The organism is Lachnoclostridium sp. An14 (assembly GCF_002160755.1).
Taxonomy (GTDB): Bacteria; Bacillota; Clostridia; order Lachnospirales; family Lachnospiraceae; genus Lachnoclostridium_A.
In genome coordinates this window covers 1-13,209 of record NZ_NFLE01000021.1, presented here as the reverse complement: position 1 = coordinate 13,209, position 13,209 = coordinate 1, and the positions used below count along the sequence as shown (strand labels likewise).

At 50.3% G+C, this 13,209-nt stretch carries 11 protein-coding genes; 9 read left to right on the top strand and 2 right to left on the bottom strand.

Annotated elements, in window-relative coordinates:
* Positions 1–40: 40 nt before the first annotated feature.
* From radA to B5E84_RS12300, 8 genes are all read left to right on the top strand, one after another.
* The gene (radA, locus tag B5E84_RS12340) at positions 41–1,429 is read left to right on the top strand and encodes a DNA repair protein RadA (RefSeq protein ID WP_087223188.1); all 1,389 of its coding nucleotides are present in this window, start codon (positions 41–43) and stop codon (positions 1,427–1,429) included.
* A gap of 15 nt (positions 1,430–1,444) precedes the next feature.
* Entirely contained in the window at positions 1,445–2,350 is a 906-nt protein-coding gene (locus tag B5E84_RS12335) for a LysR family transcriptional regulator (RefSeq protein ID WP_087223186.1), read from the top strand.
* A 442-nt stretch (positions 2,351–2,792) separates the two neighbouring features.
* The gene (locus B5E84_RS12330; RefSeq protein WP_087223184.1) at positions 2,793–3,710 is read left to right on the top strand and encodes an MBL fold metallo-hydrolase; all 918 of its coding nucleotides are present in this window, start codon (positions 2,793–2,795) and stop codon (positions 3,708–3,710) included.
* A 19-nt stretch (positions 3,711–3,729) separates the two neighbouring features.
* The gene (locus tag B5E84_RS12325; RefSeq protein ID WP_087223182.1) at positions 3,730–5,028 is read left to right on the top strand and encodes an SLC13 family permease; all 1,299 of its coding nucleotides are present in this window, start codon (positions 3,730–3,732) and stop codon (positions 5,026–5,028) included.
* A gap of 617 nt (positions 5,029–5,645) precedes the next feature.
* On the top strand, positions 5,646–5,963 hold the full coding sequence (locus tag B5E84_RS12315) for a DUF3837 family protein (RefSeq protein WP_162612860.1): 318 nt from the start codon (positions 5,646–5,648) through the stop codon (positions 5,961–5,963).
* 25 nt (positions 5,964–5,988) lie between these two features.
* Complete coding sequence (locus B5E84_RS12310) at positions 5,989–7,356, top strand: MATE family efflux transporter (protein ID WP_087223279.1); 1,368 nt, start codon at positions 5,989–5,991, stop codon at positions 7,354–7,356.
* A complete protein-coding gene (locus B5E84_RS12305) occupies positions 7,334–8,023 on the top strand; it encodes an alpha/beta fold hydrolase (protein WP_087223175.1) in 690 nt (229 codons plus the stop codon). Before B5E84_RS12310 ends, B5E84_RS12305 begins: the two co-directional genes overlap by 23 nt.
* A gap of 17 nt (positions 8,024–8,040) precedes the next feature.
* Positions 8,041–8,802, top strand: a complete 762-nt coding sequence (locus B5E84_RS12300) for an EFR1 family ferrodoxin (RefSeq protein ID WP_087223173.1) — start codon at positions 8,041–8,043, stop codon at positions 8,800–8,802.
* Between the two features lie 203 nt (positions 8,803–9,005).
* Here the strand turns inward: B5E84_RS12300 and B5E84_RS12295 are convergent, their stop codons facing one another.
* Positions 9,006–9,530 (bottom strand): PadR family transcriptional regulator, encoded by a 525-nt coding sequence (locus B5E84_RS12295; protein ID WP_087223171.1) that lies wholly within the window; start codon positions 9,528–9,530, stop codon positions 9,006–9,008.
* A gap of 454 nt (positions 9,531–9,984) precedes the next feature.
* Here B5E84_RS12295 and B5E84_RS12290 point away from each other — a divergent pair, with 454 nt between their 5' ends.
* Complete coding sequence (locus tag B5E84_RS12290) at positions 9,985–11,409, top strand: MATE family efflux transporter (protein ID WP_087223169.1); 1,425 nt, start codon at positions 9,985–9,987, stop codon at positions 11,407–11,409.
* Between the two features lie 171 nt (positions 11,410–11,580).
* Here the strand turns inward: B5E84_RS12290 and B5E84_RS12285 are convergent, their stop codons facing one another.
* On the bottom strand, positions 11,581–12,420 hold the full coding sequence (locus B5E84_RS12285; RefSeq protein WP_087223167.1) for a prenyltransferase/squalene oxidase repeat-containing protein: 840 nt from the start codon (positions 12,418–12,420) through the stop codon (positions 11,581–11,583).
* Positions 12,421–13,209 lie beyond the last annotated feature (789 nt).

Genomic DNA, 13,209 nt, shown 5'->3' with positions numbered 1-13,209 from the left:
CTGTCCATCTGTTTTATGAATATAGCAGCGAGGAGGAGCTATGGCGAAGGCAAAGACGGTATTTTTTTGTAAGGAATGCGGGTATGAATCGGCAAAATGGATGGGGCAGTGTCCCGGCTGCAAGGAGTGGAATACCTTTGTGGAGGAACCGGCGGAGCGGAAGGCGGCAGCGGGCAGAGGCCCTGGGATCAGTGCCAGGATGGGAGCGACGGGCCGTCCTGGACGGGTGAAACCGGCCCGTCTGGAGGAAATTTCCGTGGAGGAAAACGACAGGATCGGCACCGGATTCGGGGAGCTGGATCGGGTGCTTGGCAGCGGGATTGTGGGCGGCTCCCTGGTGTTAGTGGGAGGCGATCCCGGCATCGGAAAGTCCACCCTTCTTTTGCAGGTGTGCCGGAATTTGGCGCAGTCCGGGAAAAAGGTGCTCTATATCTCCGGCGAGGAATCTCTAAAGCAGATCAAGCTGCGGGCCGCTCGAATCGGTCAGGTGACAGGGGAGTTATCCTTCTTGTGCGAGACGAATCTGGATGTGATCCAGGAGGTGCTGGAGGAGGAAAAGCCGGATGTGGCGGTCATTGACTCCATTCAGACTATGTTCCGGGAGGAGATCAGTTCCGCCCCAGGGAGCGTGAGCCAGGTGCGGGAGTCCACCAACCTTCTGATGCAGATTGCCAAAAGCCAGGGGATTGCCGTGTTTATTGTGGGCCACGTGACAAAGGAGGGCATGGTGGCCGGGCCCAGAGTGCTGGAGCATATGGTGGATACGGTGCTCTATTTTGAGGGGGACCGCAGCGATACCTACCGAATTCTGCGGGCAGTGAAAAACCGCTTTGGCTCCACCAATGAGATCGGCGTGTTCGAGATGGAGGAAAAAGGACTGCAGGAGGTACAAAATCCCTCGGAGTTTCTTCTCTCCGGCCGGCCGGAGGACGCCTCCGGGGCAGCAGTGGCCTGTCTGATGGAGGGGACCAGGCCCATTCTCGTGGAGGTGCAGGCCCTGGTGACAGCCACCAGCTTTGGAATGCCCAGGAGGACGGCGGCAGGAACGGATTACAACCGGGTAAACCTGTTAATGGCTGTGCTGGAAAAACGGTGCCGCTACGAGATGTCCCGCTACGATGCCTATGTCAACATCGCCGGTGGAATGCGGATGAATGAACCGGCCCTGGATCTGGCCATCATTATGTCTTTGGTCTCCAGCCTGAAAGACCGGGCCATCGACCCAAAGACGGTGATTTTTGGGGAGGTGGGACTATCCGGGGAGGTGCGCGGCGTTTCCATGGCGGAACAGCGGGTAAACGAGGCGGTTAAGCTGGGCTTTGAGACCTGTATTCTGCCTCAAATCTGCTTGGACCGGCTGAAACGGACGGAAGGAATCCGGCTGATTGGAGTGCGGAATGTGAGAGAGGCCATTGACACGCTGCGGTGACGGGGAGGAGAAAGAATGAATGTAAAGGACTACAGGTACGTCATAGAAATCGCCCGCCAGGAAAGCGTTTCCCAGGCGGCGGACGTGCTGTGCATCACCCAGTCGGCGCTGACGAAATTTCTGCAGCGGACGGAGCGGGAGCTGGGGATCGCGCTCTTTTTCCGGAAAAACAACCGTCTTTATCTGACAGAGGCGGGACGGTTTTATGTGGAGAAGGGCCGGGAAATCGTGCGTCTGGACGATGAGATGGAGTCGGGGATCCGCAGCATTGTGGAGGACCGGGAGAGGTCGATTCGCGTTGGATGCAGCATGGGCCGGGAGGATGATATGGTGAGGGAGGTGCTGGTGCCGTTTTATCGGAATCATCCGGAGGTTCATGTGCAGGTAGTGAGCGGCAGCACCTTTTCCGGGCTGGAAAAAGTAGAGAAGAACGAGCTGGATCTGGCTCTGGTCACGGCGGGAGACTACCGGCCGGGATTAAATTATTACCCTGTGGGGGAGGTTCCCCTTGTTTTAGGGGTTCCGGCTGATTCCGAACTGGCAGAACGTGGGCGGGCGGAACAGGGCTGTCCGTATCCGGTGGTGAGTCTGGATCAATGGATCAGCGAACCTTTCATTCAGCTGTCTTCCATCACTGCCTCCGGGAAGACTGCCAGGGAGTTTTTTAAGAGAGAGGGGGCCGTTCCCCAGGTGCGTCTGGAAGTAAACAGTGTGCGCAGCGGTCTGAAGGCGGTGGAGGCAGGGCTTGGAAATACGATTTTCTGGGGGACCGCCAAAATGAACAGAGGAATTGCCTGCCTTACATTAAAGGAGCTGCAGCCGGTTCCCCAGAGGATGTATGTGGCATATCGGGCCAATTACCGGTTGCCGGAGATCGGGAGGGAGCTGATCGCTCTGATACGGAAAACGCTTAGCCTTTAGGCGATACGGGAGATCTGGAAACAGATCTCCTTTTTGTTATAAAAACGGTGTTCCCTATGACATGAAAGGTTCCGGGGGGAGGCGTACTCCGCGCATGGGAAAATGGCTGATGATGGGCCACGCTCCGGCGCAAGTGTGTGCTGAAACGCGCACTTTTTATATTGGGGAGAAATTTTAGATTAGCGATGCAACCCTTTTAGTGATACAACCCTCTCTGACGGATCTGCGCTTTTCACAGGGGAAATGGCTGCCGGGCGGCTTTATTCGGTTTGGGGGCAGGGCTGGCTGTACGCATTTCTTGCACATTTCTTTATCGGTTACTCTTATAATTCATTAGACTATTACTTTTATTCCTATTTTTTAAAATTATTGGAATTTGATTCTTCATTATTGGGCGATTAGAATAAAATCAGAATTAATTTCAGGAAAAAGGAGGCAATTTATGAGGGATTATGAGCAAAGAGCGGATTCCCTGTCGGTGGGAATTCGCTGGATTTCCGTCCAGTGCTATGAAATTCGGCTGCCAAACGGAAAAACCATTGTGACGGACCCGTTTTACTGGGATCTGAGCCACTACGAAGGAAAGAAGGAGGAGGATTTAAGCCCCAGCCAGAGGATGGAGAAAGAGGTTTACGCTCAGAGCGGTTTTTCCGCGGACGCTTTTGAGGGGGCAGATTACATCATCCTCAACCATATTCACGGAGATCATTCCAATCTCACCGGAGAACTGTGGAACCGGTTCAGAGGGAGGGTACTGGTGCCTGGGGACTGTGCCTATGAACTGGCCAGAGTGTATGACATCCCTTACGCTGCGGTCTATCCTCTTTATCCGGGAAATACGTACTACTTTGACGATTTTATTTTGAAAACATATCCTGGAGCCCACGATACCAGAGCATTTCGGGAGGGGAAGTTTAAGAGGCCCAGTGAGACAGAACAGGATTTTAGCGGTTCGGAAGGCTTTGGAGTGCCCTGCCCCAATCTGACGGGGCCGCTGGGATCCATGTACAATATGAATTTTATGATTCAGACCCTGAATAATTTTAAAATTGATTTCTGCGCCGGCCGGGATTTTGAGGAGCACGCGGAACATATGAAGGGGGAGCGCCCTAATATGATGCTGCGTCACCGGATCCGCAGCTATTCCCCGGAGGAGTACGCGGATCAGATTGAGAAAATTGGGGCTCAGCTGGCTCTGCCCCTGCATCATAACAATGCCAGAGCCACGGGGGAAGACTTAAATGAGTATATGTTTCAGGTGAATCAGGTGTTAAGACAGCGGGGCAGCGCGGCGCGGGCCTTCAACCCGGAGCCGTACAGATGGTATCACGTAGGGATTTCTATTTTTGGAGAGGTATAAACAAGGGGGATAAAGGCTTATGTCAATGGAAGTAATGATCGTTTTTGTGGTAGGAATTTTAATGATTGCCGGATTTTGCAGCGGAAAGCTTTCCTATCCGGCAGTGGCCATGGCTGTGATTGTAGTGCTGGAGGTAACCGGCATTTTATCAGCAAAAGAAGCTTGGGGCGGATTTGCCAGCTCTACGGCAATTCTCTTTGCCAGTATGTTTGTGCTGGCGGCGGGGCTGTCGAAAACATCGCTGCTGTCCAAGCTGGCCACTGTGATTGTGCCGGAAGGAAGCAGTGAGAGGCGGGCGGTGATGGGCTGCGGCATTCTGTCTATTTTTCTGACCATGTTCAGCAACACATCCTCTACTATGGCAACTATGATGCCAGTGTGTTTCAGCGTAGCAGATAAGGCGGGGATTTCTCCAAAACGCCTGTTAAAGCCGGCAGTGGACCTCTCCAGCATTTGGGCGGCAGTCCTTCCGGTGGGAATTGGTCTGACGGCTTACAGTGTCTGCAACGAGATGGTGGTTTCCCTGGGCGGTGATCCCACTTTTACTGTGATTACTTTTATGACGGCCAGGCTGCCGGTGGTGTTTCTCATCACGCTGTTTGTGTTTTTTATCGGCTATAAATTTGCGCCGGACAATTACGACAACATTGACGTCAGCGGTATGACCTTAGGGACGGAAGGTGGAAAGAAGGAAAAGAAAGGCCTGACACCTGGAAAAGAAAAACTGACGTATGGAATTTTCATCTGTGCGATTGTGGCCATGATTGCCAGCAGTTACATTGATTTTGTCAGCGCCTCCACCTGCGCTGCCATCGCGGCCCTGATTATGGTATTTTCCGGAATCTTAACGGAGAAAGAGGCGATGAAGGCGATTAATTTAAAGGTAATCGGCATTTACGCCGGTACCATTGCCCTGGCAAACGGGATCAGTGCCTCCGGGGCAAACGAAGTGATTTCCGATTTTATGAATAACGTGCTCGGAGGTATGACAAATCCTTATTTGATCGCGTTTATCCTGATCATGGCGTCCGCTACCTGTACACAGTTTATGAACAACTCCAGTACGCTGAATGTATTCCGGATTCTGGGAGCCGTGGTGGCGGTAGCCTGTGGGTTCGACGCCAGGGCAGCTCTGATCGCAGTGGAGATGGGGGCTACCTGTTCCGTGCTTACCCCTATGGCATCCGCCACACAGGCGATGGTGTTCGCTCAGGGAGGATACACTATGAAGGAATACCTGAAATGCGGCCTTCCGATTTTTGTCCTCTATATGATTCTTTACATGGTGTATGTGCCCAATATTTTCCCTGCGGTGTAACGACAGGGTGGCAGACAAATGGTTTCCGGCTGGGATTCCCGGCTGGAGGCCTTTTTTTATTTAACAGGAACCTGCGTTTTCTGTTAAATAAAAATGCTCCGTAAGGAGGCGCGTTCCGCGCAAAGGAAAATGGCTGCTGACGCAGCCGTGCTCCGGCGCGAGTGTGCGTTAAGCGCACACTTTTCATGTCATGGAAACCTGCGTTCCTATGGCGTAAAAGCCTTCAGTGGGATATGCGCTCCGCAAGGAGGAAGATCGTTTCTGATGCGGCCGTGCTCCGGCGTGAGAATAGGCTGCTGCACACATTTTTTATGAAAATAGTGTGTTCTGTGGAGCAAAGGCTTTTTGGCGGAGGAAAATTCTGCTCATGGGAAAATGGCGGCTGGAATGGTGCGTTTCGGAGCAGGGGTGGGGAGATGGACATATTTTTTCTCTGCGGGGGTGTAATCTTCTTTCAATTCAGATGAGATCTTCTTCTGATTTTTTCAGGGTTCCACAGTTTTTCCTGTGGATAAATAGCTGGTATATCAGTGGATACCTGCGGGTTTCCATGTTATAATAGGCGGGAGAGCCGGCCGAGAGGGGTCGGATCGTCTGGAAGAAAGGAAGTCATGGTTATGGTTTATGAGTTATATTTAGATGCGGTAAAAACGAAAGTTACCCGATTTGAGCGGGCGTCCCGTCTGATCAACGGTAAGGAGCTGGCCTGCGCGGTGGGAATGGCTTACGGCCAGGCAGGTCTGCCGGAGCCGAAACCAGAGCTTGGCATGGAGGTGGAAGAATTTCAGCAGCGCAGCCTGGAAACGTTGAAGGAGAGGGCTTTGCCGGAGGGGAAACTTCTGGACGCCATCCGAGAGTATTCCAGGCGGGATGAGCAGATGGATGAGGATATGCTGGCGGTGTTAAAGCTGGGGTATGAAAGCGGTCGCCAGTAAGCTGGGCCGGACGAAGGAGGACGTAATGAACAAAAGAGCGTTGTTGGAGGGAAATGTGTATAAGGCTCTGATACAATTTGCTATTCCCTTCTTGTTGGCAAATCTGCTGCAGGTGATGTATGGGGCTATGGATCTCATTGTAGTGGGACATTTTGCGGGGACATCAGACGTGTCCGCAGTATCCATTGGGAGCCAGGTTATGTCCATGGTCACCCAGCTGGTGTTGGGAATTTCCACTGGAGCCACAGTGCTTTTGGGGCATTGTTACGGAGCCGGGCGCAGGGAAGATATGGCAAAGACGGTTGGAACTGCAATTTGGCTGTTCGGGGGGATCGCCGTGTTTCTCACCGGTCTGCTGCTGATCCTTCGGGGAGGAATTATTTCCATAATGAACACTCCGGCGGAGGCGGTAGGAGCTACTGGCCAGTATCTGCTGATTTGTACAGGAGGTCTGGTTTTTATTGTGACTTATAACGTGATCAGCAGCCTGCTGCGGGGGCTGGGAGATTCCAGGACGCCATTGCTTTTTGTAGCAGTGGCCTGCGTGATCAACATTGTGCTGGATGTGGTCTTGGTGGACGGATTTCACATGGGAGCGGCTGGAGCGGCCACGGCCACGGTATTTGCCCAGGCGTGCAGTGTGGTGTTTTCTTTTGTATTTTTAAAACGGAGAGGTCTGGGCTTTCCGTTCACAGCCAGAGACGTCCGCTTTGTGCCGGGGTTTGCGGCAAGGATTCTGGGCACTGGAGGACCAGTGGGGTTGCAAAACGGCCTGGTGGGAATTTCCTTTCTGATTATCACCCTGATCATCAATCGGATGGGACTTGTGGCATCGGCTGCGGTAGGAGTGGTGGAGAAACTGATAGAATTTCTTATGCTGCCTTCCGTGGCATTCAGCGCTGCGGTGGCCGCTATGGCAGCTCAGAATCTGGGGGCGGGGAGAGCAGATCGGGCTAGGAGCTGTATGCTGGGGGCCATTGGCTGTTCTATCGCTTTTGGGGCTGCGGTGGCTGTATTCTGTCAGATAGACGGCAGTCTTCTTACGGGGCTTTTTACCAGCGATCCAGCGGTAGCGGAGGCAGCAGCTGGGTATCTTAAAACATATTCCCTGGACTGCGTGTTGGTAGCCATTGTATTTAATATGAACGGATTCTTTAATGGTTCTGGTTACGCGGCGTTTGCTATGGCTCACAGTCTGACAGCTACATTTTTGGTTCGGATTCCGGCCACTATGCTGCTCAGCCGTCTGGAGGGAGTGACGCTTACCACCATTGGATGGGCAGTCCCCCTGTCCACTCTGGTATCCCTTTTGCTGTGCGGAGGATTTTTCTGGCGGCTGGGGAGAAAAAAGAATTTGGGAGGAAATGCGTATGGACATTCAGCTTTACTATGAGGAACGCGGCAAAGGAATGCCTCTCATTTTGCTCCATGGAAATGGGGAGGACGGCACTTATTTTACCTCCCAACTGGAAGAATTCTCAAAGGATTACCGGGTGATCGCCCTGGATACCAGAGGACACGGTAGAAGTCCGCGGGGGACAGGGCCCTTTTCCCTGGAGCGCTTTGTGGAGGATTTGAAAGAGTTTCTGGACGAAAAGGGGATTTGCCGTGCCATTTTGCTGGGCTTTAGCGATGGTGGAAATATCGCCCTCTTGTTTGCCCTGAAATATCCATCCTACGTGGAACGGCTTATTTTAAACGGAGCCAATCTGTCTCCAGATGGAGTGAAACGCTCGGTACAGAGGCCCATTGAGCTGGGGTATGCGATTACGGGCCTGTTTTCCGCCTTTTCTCAGAGGGCAGCCAGAAACAGGGAGTTATTGGGACTGATGGTAAAGGAGCCACACATTCCTCCGGAAAAACTGGGGAATCTCCATATGCCGGTGCTTGTGATTGCCGGCACGGAGGATATGATCAGGGAGGATCACACCAGGCAGATTGCCTCAGCCCTGCCGAGGGGACGGCTTGTTCTGGTAGCAGGGGATCATTTTATAGCAAGGAAGAACTGTTTCGAGTTCAACCGGGCGGTACGGGAATTTTTAGAAAGTCAGGAGATTTAAAAACGGAGGTTTGGCATATGATTTACTATTTTACAGGAACGGGCAATTCCCAGGCGGCTGCCCGGTTCTTTGCGGAGCAAATGGGTGAGGAAACTGTGGATATGGCAGTTGCCTTAAAAAAGAGGGAGCTGTCCTGCCGGCTCGGAGAGGGGGAAACTCTGGGGCTTGTATTTCCAGTTTATTATTGGGGATTGCCTACAGTGGTAGTAAATTTCCTTTCCAAGTTAAAGTTGTCGGAGGAATCGCCCTACGTGTGGGCAGTGGTTACCTGCGGCAGCAGCATCGGAGCGGCAGACCGGCAGTTAAAATCTGTTGCGGCGAGAAACGGGATCCAGGTGAATGCTGTCTATCCTCTGGTGATGCCAGATAATTTTGTTCCCATGTTTCGAGCGCCGGGAGAGGAGAAGGTAAAAGAGATCCTGAAAAAGGCAGATGGGAGAATGGAGGAAATTCTGTCTGGAATCCGAACCCGGGATGGAGGAGATCAGTCTGGTTTTCGCGGTCTGGCGTTGAGTGCCTCCATGCAGGCTCTTTACCGAAATGGAAGAAAAACCTCTCATTTTTCCGTAGATCCTTCCTGTGTTGGCTGCGGCCTTTGTGAGACCATCTGTCCGGTGAGCGCAATCCGTTTGGTGGACGGACGTCCGGAGTGGAAAAAAGAGCAATGTGCCCTGTGCATGGGCTGCCTGAACCGCTGTCCGAAACAGGCCATCCAATACGGGAAACGTACCAGGAAAAACGGGAGGTATGTGCATCCCGGGATGGCGGCAGAGGGGTGATAAAGCCAGGTCCTTCAATTTAGGCGGACAGGGTACAGGAAAGATAAATGGCATCGGTACTGCTCTGTCTGTCATTTACGGTTTTGTTCACGAAAGTTATGTATATCTGAATGGAGGAAGAACCTGGAGGAGAGCCTGTTTAGGAGACTGAATGGACAGAGTGTACGCGGAGCAAATGGTTTTGTGTATGCCCTGTCCCGGGCTTACCTCTCTGTTTTAAACGTATCCAACCACTGCGCGATCGCCTCCGCCAGTGCCAGCTGCTGTTTCAGCACCGCTATACCGGTCTCCGGAATTTCCGGAGCTGTTTCTTTTTCCTGGAGATTTTTTTCCAGATAAGCGTTCAGTTCTTTTATATTAGCGTCAATCCGTTCCAGACAGGCGTCTTGCTTGGATTGGGGCAGGCTGTCAAGATTTACAATCACCGCGTTAAAATCCAAAAAGATGCGTACTGGCATTTCTGCCAGCTCCAGCATAAGCCGTTCAAACTCTTTTTCCCCTGTCTCAGTTAAGGAATAGACTGCTTTTTCCGGCATTTTCCCTTCTTTAACCATATCTGCCCGGATAAATCCTTTTTGTTCTAATTGAATGACTTTTTTGTAAATGGATGGCGTGCTGATTCGCACCCATTTGGAAATATTTCGGTACTCTACTAATTTTTGCAGGTCATAAGCCCCCATGGACTTTTTTTTCAGCATTCCCAAAACAATCAGATCAATGGTTGCCATGTCGATTTCCCTCCTTCTTGAGTGCCAGCAATGACACTCTATTTGTCATGCAGTTTTCAAGGTGCTGATGTATCTGAAATACATTTCTGCAATTCATTTAAAAAATTTCATGTTATGTCTTGACGTTTAGCTACTAGTCTTTCTGCGGCAATCACAGCCGGCAGTATATATTTGAATAGAATACTGTAATTTATAGTATTTGATTTTGCAGGCTTTGTCAAGAACGGAATGGCGGAATGTTTCCGTGATCCACAGGAATAACGGAATGTTTCAGTGGAACTCTTACAGGGAGTTTTGAATAAAAGTTTGGTATGTAATTTAAGCCCAGGATTATTTTCAAATCTTAATGAAAAACGCGGGGTTTCTCTTGACATATACTATAAATTATTGTAGTATTCGCTTGTCAATATACTATAATTTATATTACTATAAAATGTTGCAAGGAGGAATTCTAATGAATGAACAAAGGAACAGGATGGAGCTTTTAAAAAGTGCCCCGGTCTCTAAAGCGCTTATGGATCTGGGACTCCCCATCATGGTAGGGATGCTGATCAACGCTTTGTATAACCTGGTGGATGCTTATTTTGTAGGTGGACTGGGAGAACGGCAGATGGGGGCGATCTCCATTGTATTTCCACTGGGTCAGGTGGTGGTTGGTCTTGGGCTGATGCTTGGAAACGGGGCGGCGTCCTATCTATCCAGACTGTTAGGGCAGGGAGAGAAGGAAATGGCAAACCGTGTGGCAGCCACATCTCTATATGGCAGTATTCTGCTGGGAGCGATGGTGATGATTCCTGTCATGATTCTGTTGGAGCCGCTGCTGAGGGCTCTTGGAGCTACGGACACCATTATGCCGTATGCTTTGGTTTATGCCAGGATTTACGTGGTATCCTGCCTGTTTAACGTGTTCAATGTGACGATGAACAGTCTGACAGCTAGCGAAGGATCTACGAAAACTGCCATGTGCGCTCTACTGTTCGGAGCTCTTTTAAATACGGTTTTGGATCCCGTCTTGATCTATGGATTAAAACTGGGGGTGGCGGGAGCCGCCATTGCCACCGCTTTTTCGCAGCTGGTATCTACCCTTGTGTATCTGATTTATATGGTAAGAGGGAATAGTACCTATACCTTTCAGATAAGGAATGTTTCCCCCACAGGGAAGATGATGGGAGAAGTGTTGAAAATAGGTATTCCTACATTGGTTTTTCAGGTTCTTACCAGTATTTCCATTGCCCTGGTCAATCGCATGGCGGGAACTTATGGAGACGCAGTCATCGCAGCGATGGGGGCAGTGACAAGGGTAGTTTCCATGGGGACTTTAGTGGTTTTCGGCTTTTTAAAAGGGCTGCAGCCAGTAGCCGGGTTCAGCTATGGAGCAGGAAACTTCCGGCGTCTGCGGAAGGTAATCCAGGTCTCTATTTTGTGGTCAACTTTGTTTTGTGCGGCAGCGGGTTTGGGGATGGCTTTGTTTTCCGGGCCGGTGATTTCCAAATTTGCGGGAGGGAGTGTGGAAATGATGGCTGTAGGAACACGGGCCCTTACGGCAAATGGCCTGTCTTTTTTACTGTTTGGTTTCTACACGGTGTATTCTTCCCTTTTTCTGGCTTTGGGAAGGGGACGGGCAGGTTTTTTATTGGGGGCGTGCCGTCAGGGCATTTGTTTTATCCCGGCAATTTTAGTCCTTCCCGCTGTTTGGGGACTGGAGGGCGTGATGTATGCCCAGCCAGTTGCCGACGTGGTTTCTGCGTTAATCGCAGTGGGAATGGCGGTGCGGCTACATAAGGAGCTGGCAAAGAAGGAAAATTTCAGGGAGAAAGAAGAACAGGATGGAAAAGCCCAGCAAAAACCAGGGGGACTTGGTGAAAAAAGGACGGTATAAGGACAAAGAAAACGGTGTGGCATATTCCGTTTAGGAATATCTGGAGAAACGAAAGCGGGATTGCCGGAGCCGTGGATGGTACGGGGGACGGCTCCAGCGCCACAGGAGGGAGAAAACAGGAATATGTCGGAGGGAAAATCGGAACCACCAAAGCGAGAACTGCTGCCCTGTCTATCTGGATCCGGCAACGTTTTGCAAAATTTCTTTAAAGCGTTGGGTAGCCAGTTCGCTGCGTTCCCCCTTTCTGCAGAAATGAAGTTCCGCAAGTTTTGGGACAACTCGTTCTACCGAGATGTGCCCATCCACTGCTTTTTGTGCCAGCGCCTGAAAGGCCTGATGAAAGCGAGTGTCCTTTTTGGCCCGTTCATAAAAGGAGAGAACATATACGTAATAAAAAAGATTGTAGCCTCGGAAAGGATATTCAATCTGCATAAATCGACTGCCAATCCCATAGTGACAGGGGCTGATGGGAGTTCGGATTGTCCAATGCTCTAATAAAAACTGAACGGCTCTGTCAAGGCATTCCCCGGCTTGGAAATACGAGGAGTGCCGAAACAGATCCAGGACAACCAAAGTAGTGTAAGGGGTAGAATAAGCCGTTTCTTCTCCCTTTCCATAACTGTATTTTTTGCAGATCCAGCCGCCATCTTTCTGCTGTGTGCGGAGGAAATGGGAAAATGTTTCTGCCATTCGGGGATCCTGGCTGTAGCCCAGGCGGCAGAGCACGTTGGCAGCCAGAGCCGTTTGGCAGGGATAGATTCCTCCCGTGGGAGAAATCCGGATCCGCCCATCCTCCCGCCAGTTTTTCCAGATAAGATCGGCAGTACCTTTCATTACGCGGTCTGTTGCTGACAGTCCCAGTTCCAGTAAATACAGTGTGCTCTCTAAAGTAGTGAATGGCGCGCCTTTTAACAGCCTGCCATCGGGGGTGGCCCAGTAATCCGCGCCGTTGTCATGGCGGTGTGACAGAATTATTTCCGCATCGGAGAGGTATTTGGGGTCTGTGATCATGAAAATCGCCTCGCTTTCTTGAGTGTGAGAAATTTTATGGAAACGCTCCCGTGTATTGGGGATGTTTTGATAAATACGTATTTTGTGAAGTCAGAATGGCTGCAAAAATAGCCGTTCTCGGGCAGGGGTGCCGATAAAAATATATCTGTTTGTTTCTGTGTATCGTAACGGAATGCTGCGGGAATTCTCGGAGAATCATGGAGTTATTTTCTATAAAATGTCAGATAGGGAACGGGTGATGTTTCCGAATTTCCATTTTTGGGTAGATCTAAAAGAATTTTTTCGCTTTGACAGTTTCCATGACGGTCCGGTAAAAGGTGTAAATGGAGAAAGCTGAATTCCGTTTGAGTTTCTGTTTAGGATATTGCTGCTGGCTAAGTGTGCGGCAGAATATGGTATCAATAAAAAAGTGGAAAGCGGATCCATCACATTAGAAACTTTATTGTTCCTGTGCAGAATAAAAAGTGAAAATGTCTGCTGGATCAGAATAAGACATCTGAAAAACGTCTATTTTGTATCATAATTGATGGATGGTACATCCGTGGAAGGATACAAAAACGATCATATGTTCGATTGCCTGTATTATAGTCCAAGTCATTTAGAATGTCAAGCGAAAAAATAAAAATGGGAACAACAGTTTGGGAATTGTTTGGAAGGCAAGCGAAAATCAACGTGAATTGAAAAAGTAAAGTCTGTATGTAAGACTTAACGCTATGTATATGAAAAATTCCGCATAAAACAGGAACTTTTTGTGGATGAATCGCTATCCTTGTGGTAAACTAATACCAA

Bases quoted from the DNA above. Each gene is read 5' to 3' on its own strand.
- radA (WP_087223188.1), top strand. From the start codon at position 41: ATGGCGAAGGCAAAGACGGTATTTTTTTGTAAGGAATGCGGGTATGAA.
- B5E84_RS12335 (WP_087223186.1), top strand. From the start codon at position 1,445: ATGAATGTAAAGGACTACAGGTACGTCATAGAAATCGCCCGCCAGGAA.
- B5E84_RS12330 (WP_087223184.1), top strand. From the start codon at position 2,793: ATGAGGGATTATGAGCAAAGAGCGGATTCCCTGTCGGTGGGAATTCGC.
- B5E84_RS12325 (WP_087223182.1), top strand. From the start codon at position 3,730: ATGTCAATGGAAGTAATGATCGTTTTTGTGGTAGGAATTTTAATGATT.
- B5E84_RS12315 (WP_162612860.1), top strand. From the start codon at position 5,646: ATGGTTTATGAGTTATATTTAGATGCGGTAAAAACGAAAGTTACCCGA.
- B5E84_RS12310 (WP_087223279.1), top strand. From the start codon at position 5,989: ATGAACAAAAGAGCGTTGTTGGAGGGAAATGTGTATAAGGCTCTGATA.
- B5E84_RS12305 (WP_087223175.1), top strand. From the start codon at position 7,334: ATGGACATTCAGCTTTACTATGAGGAACGCGGCAAAGGAATGCCTCTC.
- B5E84_RS12300 (WP_087223173.1), top strand. From the start codon at position 8,041: ATGATTTACTATTTTACAGGAACGGGCAATTCCCAGGCGGCTGCCCGG.
- B5E84_RS12295 (WP_087223171.1), bottom strand. From the start codon at position 9,530: ATGGCAACCATTGATCTGATTGTTTTGGGAATGCTGAAAAAAAAGTCC.
- B5E84_RS12290 (WP_087223169.1), top strand. From the start codon at position 9,985: ATGAATGAACAAAGGAACAGGATGGAGCTTTTAAAAAGTGCCCCGGTC.
- B5E84_RS12285 (WP_087223167.1), bottom strand. From the start codon at position 12,420: ATGATCACAGACCCCAAATACCTCTCCGATGCGGAAATAATTCTGTCA.